This is a genomic window from Amycolatopsis sp. NPDC003861, assembly GCF_053605405.1.
This window is the reverse complement of sequence record NZ_JBSGJD010000038.1, coordinates 26,707-48,978: the sequence shown is the minus strand read 5'-3', so window position 1 is coordinate 48,978 and position 22,272 is coordinate 26,707. Positions and strand designations below refer to the sequence as shown.

Annotated in this window: 20 protein-coding genes; 9 read left to right on the top strand and 11 right to left on the bottom strand. The window is 72.2% G+C overall.

What is annotated here, in order from left to right:
- Both ACWEVN_RS12860 and lexA read left to right on the top strand, forming a co-directional pair.
- Window positions 1–293 (top strand): hypothetical protein (locus ACWEVN_RS12860; protein WP_452051334.1); only part of this gene is annotated, 293 nt, incomplete at its 5' end.
- Window positions 294–471: 178 nt separating this feature from the next.
- Window positions 472–1,131: a transcriptional repressor LexA gene (gene lexA / locus ACWEVN_RS12855; RefSeq protein ID WP_167384977.1), complete on the top strand. Its 660-nt coding sequence runs from the start codon at window positions 472–474 to the stop codon at window positions 1,129–1,131.
- A gap of 257 nt (window positions 1,132–1,388) precedes the next feature.
- Here lexA and ACWEVN_RS12850 read toward each other — a convergent pair whose 3' ends face one another.
- Genes ACWEVN_RS12850 through ACWEVN_RS12840 form a run of 3 tightly spaced genes read right to left on the bottom strand, consistent with a single transcriptional unit; the run spans window position 1,389 to window position 4,434 of the window.
- Window positions 1,389–2,393 carry an esterase-like activity of phytase family protein gene (locus ACWEVN_RS12850; protein WP_449686235.1) on the bottom strand — a complete coding sequence of 335 codons (1,005 nt, stop codon included), beginning with the start codon at window positions 2,391–2,393 and terminating at the stop codon, window positions 1,389–1,391.
- Between the two features lie 52 nt (window positions 2,394–2,445).
- Window positions 2,446–3,888: a GTPase HflX gene (gene hflX, locus ACWEVN_RS12845; protein ID WP_310976394.1), complete on the bottom strand. Its 1,443-nt coding sequence runs from the start codon at window positions 3,886–3,888 to the stop codon at window positions 2,446–2,448.
- A 42-nt stretch (window positions 3,889–3,930) separates the two neighbouring features.
- On the bottom strand, window positions 3,931–4,434 hold the full coding sequence (locus tag ACWEVN_RS12840) for an ArsR/SmtB family transcription factor (protein ID WP_449686236.1): 504 nt from the start codon (window positions 4,432–4,434) through the stop codon (window positions 3,931–3,933).
- A gap of 63 nt (window positions 4,435–4,497) precedes the next feature.
- Between ACWEVN_RS12840 and ACWEVN_RS12835 the strand changes: the two genes are divergently transcribed.
- Genes ACWEVN_RS12835 through ACWEVN_RS12825 form a run of 3 tightly spaced genes read left to right on the top strand, consistent with a single transcriptional unit; the run spans window position 4,498 to window position 9,154 of the window.
- Window positions 4,498–5,751 (top strand): MFS transporter, encoded by a 1,254-nt coding sequence (locus tag ACWEVN_RS12835; RefSeq protein WP_449686237.1) that lies wholly within the window; start codon window positions 4,498–4,500, stop codon window positions 5,749–5,751.
- Window positions 5,752–5,760: 9 nt separating this feature from the next.
- Window positions 5,761–8,274, top strand: a complete 2,514-nt coding sequence (gene valS / locus ACWEVN_RS12830) for a valine--tRNA ligase (protein ID WP_452051333.1) — start codon at window positions 5,761–5,763, stop codon at window positions 8,272–8,274.
- Window positions 8,267–9,154, top strand: coding sequence for an aminoglycoside phosphotransferase family protein (locus ACWEVN_RS12825; protein WP_452051332.1), 888 nt, complete (start codon window positions 8,267–8,269; stop codon window positions 9,152–9,154). Before valS ends, ACWEVN_RS12825 begins: the two co-directional genes overlap by 8 nt.
- Before the next feature lie 4 nt (window positions 9,155–9,158).
- On the opposite strand, the gene dapF is transcribed toward ACWEVN_RS12825, so the two are convergent.
- Together dapF and miaA are read right to left on the bottom strand one after the other, a co-directional pair.
- Entirely contained in the window at window positions 9,159–9,986 is an 828-nt protein-coding gene (dapF, locus tag ACWEVN_RS12820) for a diaminopimelate epimerase (RefSeq protein ID WP_452051331.1), read from the bottom strand.
- A gap of 9 nt (window positions 9,987–9,995) precedes the next feature.
- Window positions 9,996–10,907: a tRNA (adenosine(37)-N6)-dimethylallyltransferase MiaA gene (miaA, locus tag ACWEVN_RS12815; RefSeq protein WP_449686241.1), complete on the bottom strand. Its 912-nt coding sequence runs from the start codon at window positions 10,905–10,907 to the stop codon at window positions 9,996–9,998.
- Window positions 10,908–11,124: 217 nt separating this feature from the next.
- On the opposite strand from miaA, the gene ACWEVN_RS12810 reads away from it, so the two are divergent.
- A complete protein-coding gene (locus ACWEVN_RS12810; RefSeq protein ID WP_449686242.1) occupies window positions 11,125–12,438 on the top strand; it encodes a DUF349 domain-containing protein in 1,314 nt (437 codons plus the stop codon).
- Between the two features lie 146 nt (window positions 12,439–12,584).
- A complete protein-coding gene (locus ACWEVN_RS12805) occupies window positions 12,585–13,010 on the top strand; it encodes a hypothetical protein (RefSeq protein ID WP_449686243.1) in 426 nt (141 codons plus the stop codon).
- A gap of 19 nt (window positions 13,011–13,029) precedes the next feature.
- Here the strand turns inward: ACWEVN_RS12805 and ACWEVN_RS12800 are convergent, their stop codons facing one another.
- The 3 genes from ACWEVN_RS12800 to ACWEVN_RS12790 all read right to left on the bottom strand — a co-directional run bounded on the left by ACWEVN_RS12800 (window position 13,030) and on the right by ACWEVN_RS12790 (window position 16,386).
- Entirely contained in the window at window positions 13,030–13,503 is a 474-nt protein-coding gene (locus tag ACWEVN_RS12800; protein WP_449686244.1) for an Rv2732c family membrane protein, read from the bottom strand.
- On the bottom strand, window positions 13,500–14,993 hold the full coding sequence (gene miaB / locus ACWEVN_RS12795; RefSeq protein ID WP_452051330.1) for a tRNA (N6-isopentenyl adenosine(37)-C2)-methylthiotransferase MiaB: 1,494 nt from the start codon (window positions 14,991–14,993) through the stop codon (window positions 13,500–13,502). Before miaB ends, ACWEVN_RS12800 begins: the two co-directional genes overlap by 4 nt.
- Before the next feature lie 280 nt (window positions 14,994–15,273).
- Window positions 15,274–16,386: an FAD-dependent oxidoreductase gene (locus ACWEVN_RS12790; RefSeq protein WP_452051329.1), complete on the bottom strand. Its 1,113-nt coding sequence runs from the start codon at window positions 16,384–16,386 to the stop codon at window positions 15,274–15,276.
- A 67-nt stretch (window positions 16,387–16,453) separates the two neighbouring features.
- Between ACWEVN_RS12790 and ACWEVN_RS12785 the strand changes: the two genes are divergently transcribed.
- A complete protein-coding gene (locus ACWEVN_RS12785) occupies window positions 16,454–17,137 on the top strand; it encodes a TetR/AcrR family transcriptional regulator (protein ID WP_449686247.1) in 684 nt (227 codons plus the stop codon).
- Window positions 17,138–17,140: 3 nt separating this feature from the next.
- On the opposite strand, the gene ACWEVN_RS12780 is transcribed toward ACWEVN_RS12785, so the two are convergent.
- Window positions 17,141–17,800 (bottom strand): TetR/AcrR family transcriptional regulator, encoded by a 660-nt coding sequence (locus ACWEVN_RS12780; RefSeq protein WP_449686248.1) that lies wholly within the window; start codon window positions 17,798–17,800, stop codon window positions 17,141–17,143.
- Between the two features lie 83 nt (window positions 17,801–17,883).
- On the opposite strand from ACWEVN_RS12780, the gene ACWEVN_RS12775 reads away from it, so the two are divergent.
- Window positions 17,884–18,981, top strand: coding sequence for an FAD-dependent oxidoreductase (locus tag ACWEVN_RS12775; protein WP_452051328.1), 1,098 nt, complete (start codon window positions 17,884–17,886; stop codon window positions 18,979–18,981).
- A gap of 12 nt (window positions 18,982–18,993) precedes the next feature.
- Here ACWEVN_RS12775 and ACWEVN_RS12770 read toward each other — a convergent pair whose 3' ends face one another.
- Window positions 18,994–20,745 carry a cellulase family glycosylhydrolase gene (locus tag ACWEVN_RS12770; RefSeq protein WP_452051327.1) on the bottom strand — a complete coding sequence of 584 codons (1,752 nt, stop codon included), beginning with the start codon at window positions 20,743–20,745 and terminating at the stop codon, window positions 18,994–18,996.
- A 79-nt stretch (window positions 20,746–20,824) separates the two neighbouring features.
- On the bottom strand, window positions 20,825–22,261 hold the full coding sequence (locus ACWEVN_RS12765) for an RICIN domain-containing protein (protein WP_452051326.1): 1,437 nt from the start codon (window positions 22,259–22,261) through the stop codon (window positions 20,825–20,827).
- Window positions 22,262–22,272 lie beyond the last annotated feature (11 nt).

Here is a 22,272-nt window from a genome sequence, read left to right as displayed (position 1 = left end):
GGCGGGCGGTGCACCTCGCCGCGGCGCCCGCGCAGGACGCGCACGGGACGGAGGGGCGCCGGGACCGGGGTCGCCGGGCGAACGTGTCCGCGTTCGGCCAGAATGGACATCCGAACCTCCTCGAAACCCTGGTGTCCGCCCGTTTCCGGGGCCGGGAGCGGCCCGTGGATCAAGGTCGAACAGGCGTTCTATCGAACGCCCGTGCGAAGGTCTACCACCTGCCACCGACAAAATCGAGCGGACACGGCGTGTCGATCGAACAGATGTTTGAAATCGTCGTGCCCGGGGGCTAACGTCGGTGACCAGGGCATCTGCCGGGCAGATGCCGCCGGCGAGCCTGCCCGCAACCCCGCGGGCGGCGGCCGGCGCGCAGATACGTGCAGCGAACGTCTGGGAGGCGACGCAGTGGCGAAGGAGAACAAGGCGGGCAGGACCAGCGGGTCCCCCGGCGGCTCGGGCAAGGTGCACGCCATGCCCGAGGTGTACGACGTGGACGAGACCCTCACCGTCCGCCAGCAGCAGGTGCTCGACGTGATCCGCACGTGGGTGAGCCGGTTCGGCTACCCGCCGAGCGTCCGCGAGATCGGCGAGGCGGTCGGGCTGACGTCGACGTCGTCGGTCTCGCACCAGCTGCGCGCGCTGCAGCGCAAGGGCTACCTGCGCCGGGACGCGAACCGCCCGCGCGCGGTCGGTGTGCTCGCGGCGACCGACGACAACCCCATGGGCATCGAGATGGACCAGCAGCCGGTCATGCCGAAGGCGGCGTACGTGCCGCTGGTCGGCCGGATCGCCGCCGGTGGCCCGGTGCTGGCCGAGCAGGCCATCGAGGACGTGTTCCCGCTGCCGCGGGAGATCGTCGGCGAGGGCGAGCTGTTCCTGCTGAAGGTCACCGGTGACTCGATGGTCGACGCGGCCATCACCGACGGCGACTGGGTCGTGGTCCGCCAGCAGCCGGACGCGGACAACGGCGAGATCGTCGCGGCGATGATCGACGGCGAGGCCACGGTCAAGACGTTCAAGCGCAAGGGCGGCCACATCTGGCTGATGCCGCACAACGAGGCGTACGAGCCGATCCCCGGCGACGACGCCACGGTGCTCGGCAAGGTGGTGGCGGTGCTCCGCCGCCTCTAGGGATTGGCTTCCGGGCTTTCGCACGGCCCGGGAGATTCACCGGATCGGATGATCTTCGGCCGTGGGGAGCCGAACCAGCCGAGACCGACCATGGCGACCGTGATCCCGGCGGCAGGCAGGACGGGGAGCCCGGCCCCGTCCTCCGCCGAGCCGGACGACGCGCTCGTGCCGGTCAAGGTCGTTCCCTCCGCCGGTGCGACGGACTGCGCGGCCAGTGCCGCCGCGCCCCGCACCGCGCGGAGGGGCTCGCCCGCCGCTCAGCCTCGGCGGCGACGCAGCCTGCTGAACCCGAACCAGCCCAAGCCCGCCACCGCCACCGCGATCCCCGCCGCCGGGAGGATCGGCACTCCGCCGCCGTCCGAAGATCCGCCGCCGGCCGTGCTCGATGCCGGGGTTCCGTCCGACGCCGGCGCTGCCGAAGCAGCCAACGCCGCCGCGCCCTTCACCGTGCGCAGCGGCTGGCCCACTCCTTCACTTCCCGAAATCAGCGTGCCGTCCGGGTCGAACGCGATCGACTCGCCCTGCTTCTCCCCCGGCAACGGGATTCGCACCGGGTTGCGCTGCAGGGCCGCCAGGACGTCGCCGTCCGGGGCCGCGTACACGTACGCGTCCGTGTACGTCCTCAAGGCCACCGCGCTGCCGTCGGCCATCGAGGCTCCGCCCGTCACCAGGACCGAGCCGATCGAACCGACCGGGCCGCCCTGGGTGTCCGTGGTGGCGATCTTCACCGTTCCGACCTTCTCCAGCGTGGTCGGGCCCGGGCTCGCCAGCGGCCCCGACGGCCGGTAGACCCGGGCCTCGCCGAGGATGTCCTTGGTGATCAGGTACGGCGTGCCCGCCTTGTCCATGATCAGCGCTTCGGTGTCGTGCTGGCCGTCCGGGTAAGTGAGCCGGTGCAGGGTCACCTTGCCCTGCGGGTTCATCTCCAGCAGGGCGACCGTCAGCCGGCCCTTCTTGTTGTCGCCGGTGTCGGACAGCCACAGCGTCCCGTCCGGCGTGCGGGCCAGGTCCTCGACGTCGAACGGGTCGGTCTTGTCCGTGAGGACCTTCTGCACCTTGCAGTCCCGGCCCAGTACGAACACCTGGACCTTGCTGCCGCCGTCGTTGATCGCGTACAGCTTGGAGCCGTCGGAGACCAGGCCGGACAGCTCGCCGATCCGGGAGTCCTTCATCGTGCACAACGGCTCCGGCGCCGGAGCCGCCCAAGCGGGGGCCGCCCCGCCCAGCACGATCGTGAAGACCAGAACGACAGCCCAGCGCACCCAGCCACCTCCGTAGTGTGCGACCGGAGTGGTCGCACACTACGGAGACGTGTCAGGCCCTGGTCGAGTTGGTCTCGTACTCGCGCAAAGCCGCCGCGAGGTCCGGGCGGACCCGCACCAGCAGGCGCGTGCCCTCCTCGGCGTGCTCCTCTTCGAGGACCTCGCCGTCCGCGTGCGCCCGCGCGACCAGCTCGCCGCGCGAGTACGGCACGAGGACCTCGACCGTGACCTCCGGCCGCGGCAGGCGGTCGGCGATCACCTCGACGAGCTCCGGGATGCCCGCCCCGGTCCGGGCCGAGACCTGGACCGACCCGGCCAGCGCGTGCCGCAGACGGGCCAGGCTGACCTCGTCGGACGCGTCGGTCTTGTTGATCACCAGCAGCTCCGGCGGGAGCGGCTCCTTGCGCTTGCGCGTGATCTCGCCGAGCACCTCGCGCACCGCGCTGACCTGCTCCTCGGGTGCCGGGTCGGACCCGTCCACCACGTGCACGAGCAGGTCCGCGTCCGCGGCCTCCTCCAGCGTCGAGCGGAACGCGTCCACCAGCTGGTGCGGCAGGTGCCGCACGAACCCGACGGTGTCGGTCAGCGTGTAGCCGCGGCCGTCCGGCGTCTGCGCGCGCCGGGTGGTCGGGTCGAGGGTGGCGAACAGCGCGTCCTCCACCAGCACCCCGGCCCCGGTCAGGGCGTTGAGCAGGCTCGACTTGCCGGCGTTGGTGTAACCGACGATCGCCACGCTGGGCACCTCGTTGGCCAGCCGCCGCCCGCGCTTGGTCTCGCGGATGGTGTCCATGGCCGCGATCTCCCGGCGCAGCTTCGCCACGCGCTTGTTGATCCGCCGCCGGTCGGTCTCGAGCTTGGTCTCACCGGGACCGCGCAGGCCGACGCCGCCGTTCGCGCCACCGGCGCGGCCACCGGCCTGCCGGGACAGCGACGCACCCCACCCGCGCAGTCGCGGGATCAGGTACTGCAGCTGGGCCAGCTCGACCTGCGCCTTGCCTTCCTTGGACCGGGCGTGCTGGGCGAAGATGTCGAGGATCAGGGCGGTCCGGTCGATCACCTTGACCTTGACCTTCTCCTCGAGCTGCCGCAGCTGGCCCGGCGAAAGCTCGCCGTCGCAGATCACGGTGTCGGCGCCGGTGGAGCCGACGATGTCCCGCAGCTCCCGCACCTTGCCCGAGCCGATGTAGGTGGCCGGGTCCGGCTTGGTCCGCCGCTGGATGAGGCCTTCGAGGACCTCCGAGCCCGCCGTCTCGGCCAGGCGCGCGAGCTCGGCCAGCGACGCCTCGGACTGCAGGGCCGTGCCTTCGGTCCACACGCCGACCAGCACGACGCGTTCGAGCCGCAGTTGCCGGTATTCGACCTCGGTGACGTCGTCCAGCTCCGTGGACAGCCCCGCGACCCGGCGCAGCGACGCGCGGTCTTCGAGCTCCATCTCGCCGGTCGACGGGTCGTACAGGTCGTCGTCGTGGTCTTCGGTGTGTGTCAGTTCTGTCATCGTGCCTCCATGTTCCCACGATTCGCCGCGGGAACCGAACTTTTACGTGCTGGGATAGGTGGCGAGGTAGATCGCGGTGCGCTCGGCGCCGGGGCGCCGCGGGCGCGCGCGGAACTCCTCGAGCAGGGCGTTGAGCCGCGTTTCCAGCTCTGCCCGCTCCTCGGGGGCCACCTGGACGACGAGGCGCGTCTGGTGCACGCCCTCGAAACCGGTTTTGGCGATCTCGGCCAGATAAGCCTCGAGCATCGCCTGGTCCAAGCCCTTGTCACCGCATGAGTCGAGTGTCCACGAAAGCCCCGTCGAAAGATACGGAATTTCCCGGGCGCCCCGGGTCCCGCGGCGCGGGGGCTGCGCGGCGAGGAAGCCGGTGTCGACGAGTTTGCGCACGTGGTGCAGGGTCGTCGCGGGGTCCCGGCCCAGCCTTTCGGCCAGCTCCTTGTTCGTCAGCGCCTCCGAAAAGGTCAACCGGATGATGCGCAGCCGTATTCCGGAGGCCAGCGCGGCGGCCTCGGCTTCGGTGGCGGCACGTCGTTGCTCAGGGGACACGCGCACAGCTTAGAGCGAACAGTGATTGACACTTTCCAATCACTCGGGCCAGACTCGGGAGCCATGCACAGGGGGTCACTCTTCCGCCACGCGGACTTCCGGCGGCTCTGGGCCGGCGACACGGCCAGCCAGTTCGGCACCGCCGTCGGGTACACCGCGATTCCGCTGCTCGCGGCCGTGACGCTGGCCGCGACGCCGTTCGAGATGGGGCTGCTGACCGCGGCCGAAACGCTCGCGTTCCTGCTGATCGGGCTGCCCGCCGGGGTGTGGGTGGACCGGCTGAGCCGCCGCCGGGTCATGCTCACCGCCGACTTCACCCGCTTCGCGCTGCTGCTCACCGTGCCGCTCGCGTGGTGGGCCGGAGTGCTGACGCTCGTCCAGCTCGTGGTGGTGATGCTGTTCGTGGGCATCGCGACGGTGTTCTTCGACGTCGCGTACCAGTCCTACCTGCCGTCGCTCGTGGGGCGGGAGCACCTGCTGGAGGGCAACGCGAAGCTGCAGGCCGTCCAGTCGACCGCGCAGATCGCCGGACCGGGCGCGGCCGGCGTGCTGGTCCAGGTCCTCAACGCGGCGAACACCGTGCTGGTCACCAGCCTCGGCTACCTGACGTCGGCCCTGTTCCTGCTGCGCATCCGCGCGGTCGAACCGGCGCCGGAGCGCGACGGCCACGCCCGGCTGCTCCCGCAGATCACCGAAGGACTGCGGTTCGTGTTCTCCGACAAGCCGCTGCGGGCGACGGTGGGTACGACCGCGACGGCGAACTTCTTCGGCGGCGCGTTCACCGCCGTGTACGTGCTGTTCCTGACCCGGACCGTCGGGCTGGCCCCGGCCGCGGTCGGCGTGCTGCTGGCGGTCGGCGGTGCCGGCGGGATCCTCGGCGCGGTCTGCTCGGGCGCGCTCACCCGCCGGATCGGCCAGGCGCGGTCGATCTGGCTGGTTCCCCTGTGCACCCTCCCCGGCCACCTGCTGCTCCCGCTGGCCGCGCCGGGCTGGCGGCTCGTCCTCGCCGGGTTCGGGTCGGCGCTCGGCTGGTTCGGGATCATCGTCTACAACGTGGCCTCGGTCTCCTACCGGCAGGTGATCTGCCCCGACCGGCTGCTCGGCCGGATGAACGCGAGCGTGCGGTTCGTCGTCTGGGGCACGATCCCGCTCGGCGGCCTGCTGGGCGGCGCGCTCGGCGAAGGGCTCGGGTTGCGCGGCGCGCTGTGGGTGGCCGTGGCCGGCGAGGCCGCGTCGGTGCTGTGGGTGGTCTGCTCACCCTTGCGGCACATGCGCGACCTGCCGACCGAGGCGAAAACCGGTTCCGCCGCACCCTAGAGTTGCTTCATGAGTACCCCGTACGAACGCCCACGAGTCCCGGACAAGGTCGGTGTCGACGGTCTGGAGGCCAAGTGGGTACCCGTATGGGAGTCCACCGGCGCCTACCGCTTCGACCGCACCAAGACCCGGGACGAGATCTACTCGATCGACACTCCCCCGCCGACGGTCAGCGGGTCGCTGCACATCGGGCACGTCTTCTCCTACACCCACACCGACGTCCTCGCGCGGTTCAAGCGGATGCGCGGGCTCGAGGTCTTCTACCCGATGGGGTGGGACGACAACGGCCTGCCGACCGAACGCCGGGTGCAGAACCACTTCGGCGTGCGCTGTGACCCGTCGCTGCCCTACGACCCGGGCTTCCGCGCCCCGGAGAAGCCGGGCAAGGACGTGGTCTCGATTTCGCGGCGCAACTTCGTCGAGCTGTGCGAGGCGCTGACCGAGACCGACGAGCAGGTCTTCGAGCAGCTGTGGCGGCAGCTCGGGCTGTCGGTCGACTGGACGATGACCTATCAGACGATCGGGCACGACTCGCGGCTGATCTCGCAGCGCGCGTTCCTGCGCAACCTCGACCGCGGCGAGGCCTACCAGGCCGAAGCGCCGACGCTGTGGGACGTCAGCTTCCGCACCGCCGTCGCCCAGGCCGAACTGGAGGACCGCGAACGCCCGGGTGCGTTCCACGACCTCGCGTTCACCGGCCCGGACGGCGAAGACGTGGTGATCGCGACGACCCGGCCCGAGCTGCTGCCCGCCTGCGTCGCCCTGGTCGCGCACCCGGACGACGAGCGCTTCAAGCCGCTGTTCGGGAAGTCCGTGCGGACGCCGGTGTTCGGCGTCGAGGTGCCCGTCGTGGCGCACCACCTCGCGGATCCGGAAAAGGGCCGCGGGATCGCGATGGTGTGCACCTTCGGCGACACCACCGACGTCACCTGGTGGCGGGAGCTGCGGCTGGCGACGCGGGTGGTGCTGGGCCGCGACGGCCGGTTCCTGCCGGACGCGCCGTCCGGGGTGCCCGCGGAGGTGTACGCGCCGCTGGTGGGCAAGACCGTCCACACGGGACGCGAGATCCTGGTCCGCCTGCTGAGCGAAGCCGGAGCCCTGCACGGGGAACCGCGGCCGATCACGCACTCGGTGAAGTTCTACGAGAAGGGCGACAAGCCCCTGGAGATCGTCGCCAGCCGGCAGTGGTACCTGCGCAACGGCGGGAACGACGCGGCCTTCCGGGAGAAGATGCTCGCCCGCGGCGAAGAACTGACCTGGGTGCCGAAGCACATGCGCGTCCGGTACTCGTCGTGGGTGGAGAACCTGGCCGGGGACTGGCTGATCAGCCGGCAGCGGTTCTTCGGCGTGCCGATCCCGCTGTGGTACCGGCTCGACGACCACGGCGAGCCCGACTACGACGCACGCCTGCTGCCGGACACGCTGCCGGTGGACCCGAGCAGCGACGTGCCGCCGGGGTTCACCGAGGAGCAGCGCGGTGTCCCGGGCGGGTTCGCCGCCGACCCCGACGTGATGGACACCTGGGCGACGTCGTCGCTGACGCCGCAGATCGTCGGGCGGTGGAGCCTCGACGACGACCTGTTCGAGCGCGTGTTCCCGATGGACCTGCGGCCGCAGGCGCACGAGATCATCCGCACCTGGCTGTTCTCGACGGCGGTGCGCGCGGAGCTGGAGCACGGCGTGCTGCCGTGGCGGGCGGCCTCGATCGCGGGCTGGGTGCTCGACCCGGACCGCAAGAAGATGTCGAAGTCCAAGGGCAACGTGACGACGCCGGTGGACCTGCTGGAGCGCTTCGGCTCGGACGCGGTCCGCTACTGGGCGGCGAGTGCGCGGCCCGGCGTCGACACGGCCGTGGACGAAGGCCAGATGAAGGTCGGGCGGCGGCTGGCGACGAAGCTGCTCAACGCGAGCCGGTTCGTCCTCGGCCTCGGTGTGCCTTCGCCGTCCGCGGTGGTCACCGAGCCGCTGGACCGGGCGCTGCTGGCGTCGCTGGCCGTCGTCGTCGAGCAGGCGACCGCGGCCTTGGAGGCGCTGGACTACGCGCGGGCGCTGCAGGTGACCGAGACGTTCTTCTGGACGTTCTGCGACGACTACGTCGAGCTGGTGAAGGGCCGCGCGTACGGCGACAGCGGTCCTTCTGGAGCGGAGTCCGCGCAGGTCGCGCTGGTGACGGCGTTGTCGGCGGTGCTGCGGCTGTTCGCGCCGTTCCTGCCGTTCGCGACCGAGGAGGTCTGGTCGTGGTGGCAGGGGGGTTCGGTGCACCGGGCCGCCTGGCCGGCCGCGACGCCGTCCGACGGCGACCCGGAGCTGCTGGCGCTGGCGAGCCAGGTGATCGCCGCGGTGCGCCGGGCGAAGACGGACGCGAAGGTGTCGATGCGGGCGGCCGTCGAGACGCTGACCGTGACCGGCCCGGCCGAGCTGCTGGCGCGGTTCGCGGACGTCCAGTCGGACATCCGGGTCGCGGGTGCCGTCGCCGGCATCACCACGCGCGAAGGCGACTTCGCGGTCGAAGCCAGTGTCTGACGCGCCCCGGGACCTCGGCCCGCTGCCGCGGCGGGTCAGGGTCGGCACCGATCAGGTGCGGCGGCTGATCGATGGCCAGTTCCCGCGGTGGGCCGGGCTCCCGGTCCGGCCGGTGCGGACGAGCGGGTGGGACAACTTCACGTTCCACCTCGGCGACACGATGGTGGTGCGGCTGCCCAGCGCCGCCGAGTACGCGCTGGCCGTCGAGAAGGAGCAGCGGTGGCTGCCGGCGCTCGCGCCCCGGCTGCCGCTGCCGGTCCCGGTCCCGCTGGCGGCGGGGCGTCCCGGGGAGGGCTACCCGTTCGCCTGGTCGGTGTACCGGTGGCTCGACGGCGAACCCGCGACGGCGGACGGGGTGGCCGACCCCGTCCGCTTCGCGCGGGACCTGGCCGGGTTCGTGGCGGCGGTGCAGGGCGTCGACGCGGCGGACGGCCCGCAGCCGGGGAAGCACAACTGGTTCCGGGGCGCCACCCTGCGCACCTACGACGGGCAGGCCCGGCGCGCGCTGGCGAAGCTGGACGGCGCCGGCGACGCCGGGGCGCTTTGGGAGGCGGCGCTGGCGGCGCCCTGGGACGGCGTGGACCGCTGGTTCCACGGCGACCTGGCCCCGGGCAACCTCCTGCTGCGCGACGGCGAACTGGCGGCCGTCATCGACTTCGGCACCTGCGGGGTCGGCGACCCGGCGTGCGACCTGGCGATCGCCTGGACCCTGCTGACGGCCGACGGCAGGCGGGTGTTCCGCGAACTCCTGTCGGTCGACGACGCCACCTGGACGCGCGGCCGCGGCTGGGCGCTGTGGAAGACGCTCGTCGCCTGTACCCGGGACGGCGAGGAGGCCGCGGAAGGACGTCGCGTCCTCGGCGAAATCCTGGCCGGTTAGGGCGTCACGAACCGGCGGCGGCCCACCAGGCTTCGTCGATCTCGCCGCGGGCCACGATCTCCGCCGGGCCCGACAGCGTCGAGGCGCCGCGGGACACCGTGACCGCGACACGGCCGCCCGGGACGTCCACTGTGGAGGCTCCGGTGTCCGTGCCCGCCAGGTGGAAGGCGGCCGCCACCGCGGCGACCGTGCCGGTGCCGCACGCGCGCGTCTCCCCCACGCCGCGCTCGTGCACGCGCATCCGCAGCGCGCCCTCGCCGAGGTAGTTGATGAATTCGAGGTTCACGCCGTTGGGGAACACGTCGTGGTCGAAATCCGGCTGGTCGCGCAGGTCGAGGCCGGCCACGTCGTCGTCGAGCAGCGAGACCAGGTGCGGGTTGCCGACGTCGACCGCGACGCCGGAGAACGGGCGGCCGGCCACCACCGTGACCGACGTGCCGGTGATCGTCGCCGGTCCCATCCGGACGGTCACCGAGCGGTCCGGGTGCACCACGACCGGGCGATCACCCGCGCGGGTGCCGACGACGAACTCGCCTTCGGCCGCCAGGCCGGCGTCGACCAGGTAGCGGGCGAACACGCGCACGCCGTTGCCGCACATCTCCGCGATCGAGCCGTCGGCGTTGCGGTAGTCCATGAACCACTCGCCCGCGGACGGTTCGCCGACCGCCGCGGCGCGCACGACGCGCAGCACGCCGTCCGCCCCGAGACCTCGCCGGCGGTCGCACAACGCGGCGACCCTGGCTTCGGTCAGCTCGAGGCGGCCCGCCGGATCGGGGAGCAGCACGAAGTCGTTCTGCGTGCCGTGCCCCTTGAGGAACTCGATTCCGCCCATGGGGCCAGATTACCGGCCCAGGGTATCCAGGACGCGCGCGGCCAGCCCCGGATCGGCGCCGTCGAACCAGTGGATCCGCTGGTCGCGCCGGAACCAGGAACGTTGCTTGCGGACGAAGCGCCGGGTGGCCTGCGCCGTGGCCGCGGCGGCCGCCTCGAAGTCGCCGTCGCCGTCCAGTGCGGCGAGCACCTGCTGGTAGCCGAGCGCCCGCGACGCCGTCTTCCCCTCGCGCAGGCCCCGCTTTTCGAGCTCGCGGACCTCGTCGACCAGCCCGGCCTCGAACATCCGCACCACGCGCTCGTTCACCCGCTCGTCGAGCTCCTCGGGCGCGCGATCGACGCCGAGCACGACCGTGCCGTAGCGGGCGGGCCCCGGCGCCGGCAGGTTCGCCGAGAACGGCTCGCCGGTGATCTCGATGACCTCCAGGGCGCGCACGATCCGGCGGGTGTTGGTCGGCAGGATCTTGGCCGCGGCGACCGGATCGCGCTCACCCAGCCGGGTGTACAACGCGGGGGTGCCGAGTTCTTCCGCCTCCGCGTCGAGCCGGGCCCGGACGGCCGGGTCGGTGCCGGGGAACCGCAGGTCGTCGAGCACGGCCTGGACGTAGAGACCGGACCCGCCGGCCAGCACCGGGACCGTCCCGGCCGCCAGCAGCCGCTCGATCTCGGCCCGCGCGTGCCGCTGGTAGGCCGCGACGGACGCCGTCTCGGTCACGGCCAGGACGTCGAGCAGGTGGTGGGGGACGCCGCGGCGCTCGGCCTCGGTGGCCTTGGCGGTGCCGATGTCCATGCCCCGGTAGAGCTGCATCGCGTCGGCGTTGACGACTTCGCCGCCGAGCTCGCGGGCCAGGTCCACGGCCAGCGCGGTCTTCCCGGTGGCCGTCGGCCCGACCACCGCGAGCGGGACGACGGGGCTGTTCACGGCGGCTGACGATACCTGCGGGCCGATCGAGAGCGTCCACCGGAAGTAGGATCACGAGCTTCAGGTGGCCCATCCAGTACCACGGTGCGCGCTGAGCTGCTTGAATGCCGCGTGGGGCCGTAGCATCCGAGCACGGCCCGTGACGACCGCATTACCCGGCCCCGCTTCGCGGCGGGGCGCCCGCACCCGCGGGCGTACAGGCGATAAGGAGCCTGCGATGGCCCAGGAGAACACTTCCACCGGTACCCCGGCCCCGCACCCGGTGCCGCACGCGCTGCACGCCGGGCACGCCGCCCCGCCCGTGCCGCCCGCCGAACCCACCCCGTCGACCTGGGGCCGGATCGACGACGAGGGCACCGTCTACGTCGTCACCGCCGAGGGCGAGCGCGCCGTCGGCGTCTGGCAGGCCGGCAGCCCCGACGAGGGCTTGGTGCACTACGCACGCCGGTTCGACGACGTGCGCACCGAGGTCGAGCTGCTGGAGACCCGGCTGATCTCCGGGGCCGGCGACCCGAAGCACGCGCTGTCGAGCGCCACCCAGATCCGCGACGGCCTGGCCGAGGCGGCCGTGGTCGGCGACCTGGCCGCGCTCGCCGCGCGGCTGGAGTACGTCATCGGGCACGCCGAGAAGGCGCTGGCCAGCGCGAAGGCGGAGCGCGAGGAGGCGCGGGCGGCTGCGGTCGCGCGCAAGCAGGCGCTGGCCGAGGAGGCCGAGAAGATCGCGGCCGACTCCACCCAGTGGAAGGCGGCGGGCGACCGGCTGCGCGCGATCCTGGACGAGTGGAAGACGGTCAAGGGCGTCGACCGCAAGACCGACGACGAGCTGTGGAAGCGGTTCTCGAAGGCCCGCGAGGCGTTCAACCGCCGCCGCGGCTCGCACTTCGCCGAACTGGACAAGCAGCGCGCGTCGGCCAAGCAGCGCAAGGAAGAGCTCATCGCCGAGGCCGAGGCCATCAGCGAGTCCGAGGACTGGGGCGAGACGGCGGGCCGCTACAAGGACCTGATGACCGAGTGGAAGGCGGCGGGCCGGGCGCCGAAGGACAGCGACGAGGCGCTGTGGCAGCGGTTCCGCGCGGCGCAGGACAAGTTCTTCGCCCGCCGGTCCGCGGTGTTCTCCGAGCGCGACGCGGAGTTCGGCGCGAACGCCGCCCGCAAGGAAGAGCTGCTGGTCGAGGCCGAGAAGATCGACGCGGCGGCCAACCTGGAGGCGGCGAAGAGCGCGCTGCGGCGGATCCAGGAGCAGTGGGACGAGATCGGCAAGGTCCCCCGCGAGCGCATCCGCGAGCTGGACGGCCGGCTGAAGGCGGTCCAGGACGCGGTCAAGGCGGCGGAGGACTCACGGTGGCGCCGGACGGACCCGGAGGCCCAGGCCCGCGCGGCCCAGTTCCGCGAGCGGGTCGAGCAGTTCGAGTCGCAGGCGGCGAAAGCGCGTGCGGCCGGGGACGAGCGCCGGGCCAAGAAGGCCGACGAGCAGGCCGCGCAGTGGCGTGAGTGGCTGCAGGCCGCGGAGGCGGCGGTCGCCGACCGCTGAAGTCGCCGAAGGCCGCATCCGGGGCGTCCCCCGGATGCGGCCTTCGTGGCGTTCCCGGCAAGCGGAAGCACCCGAAGAGGTCCGGTCGGCGCCCCGACCGGGGGTCACCGCGCGCCGCGCTCCGCTCCCGGTGCTCCACTCGGCTCATGATCAGGACACCGCGCAGGATCCTCACCGCTCTGGCCGTCACCCTCGCCCTCGCCGGGCCGGCGCTCGCGGCCCCGGCCGCTCCCCTGGCCGCGGCCACCGAAGCCGGCAAGGGCAAGGTGAAAGTCGAGGGCAAGCTGGGCAAGGACCACGTCGAGGTCGGCGAGAAGGTCGATCTCAAGGGCAACCTGAAGGTGCTCGACGCCGCCCGCTCCGAAGGGAGCGTCGAGACCGTCGTCGTGCAGCAGCTGCAGGCCGGGGCCTGGGTGAACATCGCCGACACGACCTGCCGGCCCAACGGCGGGTTCTCGCTCCGCCTCAGCTTCAGCCTGAGCGCCACCGTCTCGCTGCGGCTCTACCACCCCGAGACCACGCTGTACGCCGCCGCCTACTCGGCCGGCACGCTCACCCTGCGCGTCGGCTGAGCCTGGTCCCCACCGGTGCTCAGGTGCGCGAGAACGCCGTGCGCATCCAGGAGACAGCCAGGCAGATCATCGCGATCCAGGCGATCACCATGCCGATCCCCGGGCCGCCGCCCGCGGAGCCCGGCGCGTGGGACGACTGCTGGGACCAGATGGCCAGCAGCCCGTCCACCGAGGCGAACCAGCCGCCCGCCGCGCAGACCCAGGACAGCCACCAGCGGCGCGTCACCAGGGCCAGTGCCGAGGCCAGGATGCCGACCCCCGTCGACGTCGCCGCGAACAGCTGCGGGATGCCGCCGCCCTCGCCGGCCAGCACCTGCCAGCCCGCGTGGTCGCCGACCCACGGGAGGATCTGGCAGATCAGGAGCACGAAGGTGAACACCGCGATGGTGAACCCGCGGCGGCCCAGCTCCACCGTGCGGGACGCCCGCGCACCCGCTTCGTCGATCTCGGCCGCCAGCTCGGCCAGCTCGCCGTTGCCTCGCGACTCGGTCACAGCGCACACCCACTCACCGGTTCGGGCTGGACGGCCGGGGCACCGAAGCCCGGCAGGCCCAGCGTGACACCGCTCGTCTTCGGCCGCAGCCCGGCCTCCGCGTTGTCGCCCGCCCGCGTCCGCCGGTGGGACAGCAGGTCGCCGTCGGCCACCAGGTGGTGCGGGGCGCCGTAGGTGACGACCGCCTCGACGACGTCGCCCGGGCGGACCGCGCGGTCGACGTGGGCGCCGGTCGGCGTGAAGTGCACCAGGCGCCCGTCGCGGGCGCGGCCGCTCATCCGCTGCGTCTCGGCGTCCTTGCGGCCCTCGCCCGCGGCGACCAGCAGCTCGACCGTGCGGCCGACGATCTTCTTGTTCTCTTCCCAGGAGATCGCGTTCTGCAGCTCGACCAGCCGGTCGTAGCGCTCCTGCACGACCTCCTTGGGCAGCTGGCCCGCCATCGTCGCGGCCGGCGTGCCGGGGCGCTTCGAGTACTGGAAGGTGAACGCGCTGGAGAAGCGGGCCTGCGCCACGACGTCCAGGGTCGCCTGGAAGTCCTCCTCGGTCTCGCCGGGGAAGCCGACGATGATGTCGGTGGTGATCGCGGCGTCCGGCATGGCCGCGCGGACCTCGTCGAGGATGTTCAGGAAACGCGCCGAGCGGTAGGAGCGCTTCATTTCGCGCAGCACCCGGTCGGAGCCGGACTGCAGCGGCATGTGCAGCTGGTGGCAGACGTTCGGGGTCGCGGCCATGGCGTCGATGACGTCGGAGGTGAACGCCGCCGGGTGCGGCGAGGTGAACCGGACGCGTTCGAGGCCGTCGACGGTCCCGCAGGCGCGCAGCAGCTTGCCGAACGCCAGCCTGTCGCCGAATTCGACGCCGTAGGAGTTGACGTTCTGGCCGAGCAGGGTGACCTCGAGCACGCCTTCCGCGACGAGCGCTTCGACCTCGGCGAGGATCTCGCCGGGCCGCCGGTCGCGTTCCTTGCCGCGCAGGGCCGGGACGATGCAGAAGGTGCAGGTGTTGTTGCAGCCGACCGAAACGGACACCCAGCTCGCGTAGGACGATTCGCGCCGCGCGGGCAGCGTCGAGGGGAAGGTTTCGAGCGATTCGAGGATCTCGACCTCGGCCTCGGCGTTGTGCCGGGCGCGTTCGAGCAGCGTGGGCAGCGACCCGATGTTGTGCGTCCCGAACACGACGTCGACCCACGGCGCCCGCTTGACGATCTCCCCGCGGTCCTTCTGGGCGAGACACCCGCCGACGGCGATCTGCAGCTCGGGGTTGGCGACCTTGTCCGGGCGCAGGTGCCCGAGGGTGCCGTACAGCTTGTTGTCCGCGTTTTCCCGCACGGCGCAGGTGTTGAACACGATCAGGTCAGGCTTGGCCCCGGCGGTGGCCGGCACGTAGCCCGCGTCCTCGAGCTGCCCGGCGAGGCGCTCGGAGTCGTGCACGTTCATCTGGCAGCCGAAGGTGCGGATCTGGTACGCCCTGGGTGCCTGGTTCTCGGTCATCGGCTTCCAGGGTAGACCGGCCGCCGCCTGCGGTTCCGCGGTGCCCTGGGTCGCGCGGACGGGGCGGCCGGGTCTGGTGTGCGGAGGTACCGGGCGGCGGCGTGCCGTTCGTGGCGAGGCCCAACTGGGGGCGGGCGGGTCGGGTTGGGCTGGGCGGCCTGGGCCCGGCGGTGTGGAATCGGGTTGGGCGGGGTTGGGCTCCGTTCGGCGGTTGGGCTCAGCTGAACCGGACCGGCTCGGGTGGGCTGGGCGAGGTCGGCTCGGCGGGCATGGGCGCCCCTCACCCCGGCTGGAAGAACTCGAGCAACCGCCGGCCGGCGTCCGGGGACATCAGGAGCTCCTGCATGTCCGCCGACATGCGGGCCGCCGCGCTGGTGCGGTCGAACATCTCCCGCTCGTACTCCGCCACCGCCGTGGGGACATCGTCCGGGTGCTCCGCCAGCGCCAGCCCCAGGACCGCGCCGTCCAGGAGGGCCATGTTCGCCCCCTCGCCCACCGGGGGCATCAGGTGCGCCGCGTCGCCGACGAGGGTCACGCTCGGGTTCGATGGCCACGTCAAGCCGACCGGGAGGCTGGCGAGAGGGCGGGGTGCCACCGTGTCGTCGGAGGCCGCGGCGATCAGGGCCGTGATGCGGGGGTCCCACCCCGCCAGGAGCTCGATCAAGCGCGCCCGGACCGCCGGTGGGTCGTCGAAGCGGATACGGCTCTCCGCGAACCAGTCTTCACCCGTGTTGTAGAAGCTGACGCCGATGCGGACGCAGCCGTCGCCGTTGCGTTGGGCCGACAGGGATTTCCCCTCGCCGAAGACCCAGTAGTTGCCTCGGCCGACCATCGCCGCCAGGTCCGGGTGGGTGCGGTCGATGTCCGAAATGGCCAGCTCGACCGCGTTCTGGCCGAGGTGCACCGGGCGGGCGTCGGTCAGCAACGCCCTCACCCGGGAGTTCGCGCCGTCCGCGCCCACCAGCAGGTCGTAGTCCGCACTCGTGCCGTCCGCGAAATGCACGACACCGTCTTCCGCGTGGTCGAACGCACGCCCCCAGTGGACCACTCCCGGCGGGAGGGCGTCGAGCAGGAGGTTGCGCAGGTCCGTGCGGTCGATCTCCGGCCGCACGGGTGGTGCGTCGTCCGGGGTGTCCTCCTGCAGCAGTAGCGTGCCGTCCGGTTCCAGGAGGCGCATGTCCTGCCCCTCCCCGCGGGCCACGGACAGGAACTTCTCGAGCAGGCCCGCTTCGCGCAGCGCCCGCTGGCCGGAATGGATGTCGAGCATCCCGCCCTGGTGGCGGGCGTCGCGCGCCGCGTCGCGTTCGAACACGACGGCCTCGATGCCGTGCACGTGCAACACGCGGGCGAGCGCCAGGCCGCCCATGCCGGCTCCCACGATCGCGATGGTCATGACTCCCCTCCGATACGCCGTACGTCTCGATACACTGTATCGCGGCGGGCGCTGTACTGTCACCCCCATGTTGGTGTGGGAACGGCCGGAGCCGGCGAACCGACCGGCGCCGGCTCCGCTGAGCCGGGACCTGATCGTCCGGACCGCGGTCGAACTGGCCGACGAAGCCGGCCTCGAAGCCGTGTCGCTGCGCAAGATCGCCGGCGCGCTGGACGTCGGGCCGATGCGGCTCTACGGCTACATCGACACCAAGGACGAGCTGCTCGACCTGATGGTCGACGCCGTCCACGGCGAGATCCGGCCGGCCGGGGACGGCTGGCGGGCGGTGCTGACGTCGGTGGCCGAGGCCACCCGGCAGGCCGCGCACCGGCACGAGTGGTTCGCCGACCTGATCGGCGGCCGGCCCCAGCTCGGCCCGAACGCGCTGGCCCGCGGCGAAGCGGTGCTGGCCGCACTGGACGGGGTCGACGTCGACGCCGTCATGCCGATGGCCGCCGCCGTCGACGCCTACGTGATCGGCGCGGTCCGCCGGGAGATCGCCGAGCGGCGGGCCGAGCGCGCCAGCGGGCTGGACCAGCGGCAGTGGCAGCGCACCCACGGGCCCTACCTGGTGCGGATGTTCGCCACCGGCCGCTTCCCCGCGCTGGAGACGGTCGTCCGCGACGCCGCCCACCTCGACGCCGACCAGACCTTCCGGATCGGCCTGGACTTCCTGCTCGACGGCATCGCGGCGGGCATCGGCCGCGCGTAGGCCCTACCCGCGCAGGGTCGCGATCCCGGCCAGGAAGAGGTCGACGCCCGCGAGGAACTGCTCGCGGTCGTCGTGCTCCCGCAGCTGGGTCGCGGCCCGGTGCACGAAGGGGTACTCGCCCGGGTCGAGCGAGGCCCACTTCGCCGACACGGTGGCGAGGAACGCCGAGCGGTCCCCCTGGTCGGCGGCGAGGAGCCGGGCGTTGGCGGCGTTCTGCCCGGCGACGCCGAGCACGTAGTTGACGAGCGCGCCCGCGGCGTCGAACAACGCCCGTTCGGGCACTTCGAGCGCGACGAGCAGCCCGCCGATGCGCTCGTAGACCTGCAGGAGCGCCGGCCGCCACGGCTCGCGGGACAGCTGGGCGCCGACCCACGGGTGGGCGTCGATCGCGTCGAACAGGCCGAGCGAAACCGTGCGCAGCGCCTCCCGCGGCTCGCCGTCGACCACGGCGTCACCCATCACACGCGCGATGACGGCGTCGGTCGCCGCGGCCAGGAGGTCGCTCTTGTTGGCGACGTGGTGGTAGATCGCGCCGTAACCGGTCGAGAGACGGGCGGTGAGCGCGCGGAAGGTCAGCGCGGCCTCGCCGCCGTCGTCCAGGATCGCGGCCGCCGCCTGCACGATCACTTCCTTGGACAGCCCGTCCGTGCGCCGTTTCGCCATGGGTCGATCATCGCATGATTGGAACGCCGATCCAAACCCGTGCTAGCCTGGCGATTGGAACGGCAATCCAATCGGAGGTAACCATGACTGTCACGATCATCGGCGCCGGCCTCGGCGGGCTCGTCCTGGCCAGCGTCCTGCACCGGCACGGCATCCCGGCCGAGGTGTACGAGGCCGAAGTTTCACCGTCCGCGCGCCGCCAGGGCGGGATGCTCGACATCCACCCCTGGAACGGCCAGCCCGCGCTGGAGGCCGCCGGGCTGACCGACGGCTTCCGGGAGCTCGTCCTGCCGGGCCGCGAGTCCTCCCGCGTCGTCGACCGCCACGGCACCGTGCTGCTCGACCGGCCCGACGACGGCACCGGCGAACGGCCCGAAGTCCAGCGCGGCGAACTGCGGCAGCTACTGCTCGACGCGCTGCCACCCGGCACCGTCCACTGGGGACACAAGGTCGCCGGCGCGCGGGCCATCGGCGACGGCCGCCACGAAGTCCGCCTGGCCGACGGAAGCGCTTTCACCACGAGCCTGCTGGTCGGGGCGGACGGCGCGTGGTCGAAAGTCCGTCCGCTGCTTTCCGACGCAGTCCCGGAGTACGTCGGCGTGTCGGTCGTCGAGACCTTTCTCCTCGACGGCGACGTCCGGCACCCCGCCGCGGCGAAGGTCGTCGGGGCGGGGGCGCTCTACGCGCTCGCGCCGGGCAAGGGGATCGTCGCGCACCGCGAAGGCGGCGGCACACTGCACACGTACGCGCAGCTGTTCAAGCCGCAGGACTGGCTCGCCGGGGCCGACGCCGAGGCCGTGGCGGCGGGGGCGGCCGAGGAGTTCGCCGGATGGGCGCCCGAGCTGACCGCCCTGATCACCGAAAGCGATGTCCCGCCGGTGCTGCGCCGCCTCCACACCCTGCCGGCCGGGCACCGCTGGGACCGCGTGCCGGGCGTGACGCTGCTCGGCGACGCGGCCCACCTGATGCCCCCGAACGGCGAAGGCGCGAACCTGGCCATGCTGGACGGCGCCGAACTCGGCCGGGCCCTCGCCGCCCACGACGACGTCGAGACGGCGCTGGCCGAGTACGAGCAGGCCATGTTCACGCGCGCGGCCGCGGAAGCGGCGGACGAGGACGTCTACGCACTCATGTTCGGCGACGACGCCCCGCACGGCATGGTCGCCATGCTGGCCGGGTAGGCGCCGGCGTGGCTAGCGGACCGCCGTCGGCGCCCAGGCCGCCAGCTCCGCCCGGACCGCCGCCAGCTGGGCCGCGGTCGGCGCCGACGCCGGTTCCGCGATCAGGGCGTAGTGCAGGCCCGGTGTCGCCGGGAGGCGCAGGCGGTCGCCCACCCGGGTCGGCGAGGCCACGTCGGTGACCACCGTCGGCGTCATCCCCGCCGGGACGTGCAGCTCGGTCGGCGCGCCCGCGTCGGTTCCCTGCCACACCAGGACGCCGTAGCGGCCCGCGCCGGTCAGTGCCGCCGCGGCCGGCAACGTCGACGGGATCTGGTTCCACGTCAGCGTCCGGCTGCCGTCTCGCGAGCGGTCCTCGTAGGTGAACGCCAGCGTGTGGCCCGCCACCGCGGCCGGGTAGAGGCGGTCGAGGAGCCGGGCGTCCTGGCGGAGCTGGACCGTTCCGTCGTCCGCCGTACGAGCCGAGGAGAAGTCCTCGCCGTTCCAGGCGTCGCCGTCCGTCTTGACCTTGTCCGGGTTGTCGTTCATCAGCTCGTGGTGGCGGCCGCTGTAGATGTCCCACTGCCACTGCGTCGCCGATAGCACCGGGCCCGAGTCCGCCGGCCTGCGCCACCAGTTCGCGCCGGGCACCCGCGAGTCCAGGGCCTGGTACATCGCCTTGTCCACGGTCGGGGTCTTGTCCGAGGTGTACCCGGTCATCGGGTGGCCGAACTCGGTGACGATCGCCGTCGTGCCGAGCGCGGCCGCGCGGTCCCGGACCGTGCCGAAGGCGCCGCTGTACTGGCCGTCACCCGCTTTGCCCGGCATGAACACGCCGGACTGGGCGAGCTGGTCGTAGAAGTGCGTGTTGAACACGTACCGCGGGCCCATGACGCCGGCGTCCTGGAAGCCGCCGGGGTGGAGCTGGAAGGAGATGTTGGCGTTCCAGAACATGTTCGGCTCGACGAACGCGGGCTTGTCCTGCCAGCCGGCGGAATCCATCGCGTCGCGGAACCGCTTGAAGAACGGCCACAGGACGTTCTGCTCCCACGCCTTGCTGTCCTGGCCGGAGTCGTACCGCCCGGCGAACGGCTCGTTGTACGGGTCCATGCCCGCGACGCCCGCGAACTGCGCGGCACTCAGGTTCGTCCGCAAGTACGTCATCGTCTGGCCGGCCATGCCGACGAACTCGTCCTGGACGCCGCGGGCGTTGTGCCAGAAGTCCTTCGTGGCGTCCTGGACCGCGCCGTTCTGGGTGATGTTCTGGCCCCAGTGGGCGCAGATGCCACAGCTCTCCGCAGGGTAGCCGCCGAGGTCGACGACCCACTTCGGCGCGCCGTCGCCGGTGTACCAGCTGCCGCGGTTGAACAGGTAGCGGGAGAACAGGTCCTGGTGGAAGTCGGGCAGGACGGTGAAACCTTCGTCCAGGAACGCCTTCATCTGCTCGGTCAGCTTCGCCAGGTACTGCGTGTTCACCGGCCCCCGCACCGGCTGCGTCCCGGCCCAGGCGATCGGGATCCGCACGGCGTTCGCGCCGGTGAGCGCTTTCATCGCCTGGGCCGAGCGACGCGCGTCGGCCGCGGTGGCGAACGGCAGGAAACCGCTTTCCGCCAGCTTCACCTCGCCCGAGACGTTGAAGCCGCGCAAGACCACTTCGCGGCCGTACTCGTCGACGAACGCCGAGCCGCGCACGGTCAGCCGGTGGGCGGGAACGTCTTCGGCGACAGCGGAAGCGACGACGCCGGAAGTCAGCGCCACGGCGGTGAGCAAAGCCACGAGCATGCGCATGATGGCGGCCCCAAACATGAAGGAGTTTCGCAAAAGCTAGCGAGCCGCCACCCGGTCGTCAAGGGCCGAACGGAGCCGTTCAGGCCGCCTTCCGCTGCCATTGCTGGTTCGTCACGCCGGTGCACGGGTACTGCTTCACCGCGGCACCGTCGGCCGTGGACGCGGAAACGACGTCCAGGCACTTCCCGCTGTGGCGCGCCACCCACCGGGTGTACCCGCCACTGACGGCTTGGGCCTGCCACTGCTGGTTCGTGCCCGCGGTGCACGTCCCCTGCACCGCCGCCGCGCCGTCCGCCGTCGAACCGCCCGCGATGCCGAGGCACTTCCCGCTGTGCCGGGCGATCAGGTTGACGTACCCGTCGCCGAGGTCGAGCACGCTCCACTGCTGGTTCGCGCCGTTGTTGCAGGTGTACTGCGTCAGCGCCACGCCGTCGGTCCGGGACGAACTCGGGATGTCGGCGCACTTTCCGCTGTGGCGCGCCACCATCGTCTCGTACGCGCTGCCGGAGCCGGCCCCGGCGACCACGCCGGTCGCGGTGTCGACGCTCACCTTCGGGTACCAGCTCAGCGACATCGTCTTGCTGCTGGGAAAACCGAGCGGCAGCCACACATAGCGGGACTCGTTGACCGGACGCTGCCAGGCGCCCGCCCAGCGGTCACCCAGGTAGAGGTACGAAGTCGCCTGCGAGCCCTGCACGGGCAGGACGTACGCGGTCTGGCTGCCGAAACCGGTGGAGTCCCCGACGTTGGCCAAGCCGCTCCAGGTGCCCGTGACGCTCGTGGCCGTGGCGTACTTCTGCTGGTTCGGCTGCCAGCCCGTGGCGCCCGAAGTGAGCAGGAAGTAGACGCCGTTGCGCTTGAACATCGCCGGCGCTTCGCGGTACGAGCCGGGCCACAACGTCTGCACCAGCGCCGAGACACCGGTGTAGTCGGCGGTGAGCCGGTAGACGTTGAGATCGGCGTTCTCACGGGCCGCCGACGCCATGTACGCGGTGCCGTCGTCGTCCTTGAACAGCGTGATGTCCCGCGACATGTGGGCACCGAGCGGCCGGAAGCTGCCGCGGTAGCTGTAATTGCCGTCGACCGACGACGAAGTGGCCACAGCGGCGCGGGCTTCGGCGTAGTCGTCGCCGTTCTCCTTGTGCATCCACATCACGTACTGGCCGGTCGAGCTGTTGTAGATCACCTTCGGCCGCTCGATCTTGGCCCGGCCCAGTTCAGCCGCCGACGACTGCGTCAGCACGTCGCCCCGGAACTCCCAGGTCTTCAGGTCGGTCGAGCGGTAGGCCGAGACGGCCCGGAAGGTGTCGTCGGCGTTGCGGTTCTCGCCGAACCAGTAGTAGTACGCCCCCACCTTGAGCATCCCGCCGCCGTGCGCGTGCACCAGGGCGCCGGAGGTGTCGGTGAGCTGGCTCCCGCTGGTCACCGTCACCGGCGCGGCGTGCGCACCGGGCGCGCCGAGCAGCAGGGCGGCGAGCACGAGCAAGGACAAAACCGGGCCACGTCGTCGTAGCATGGCGGCTCCTT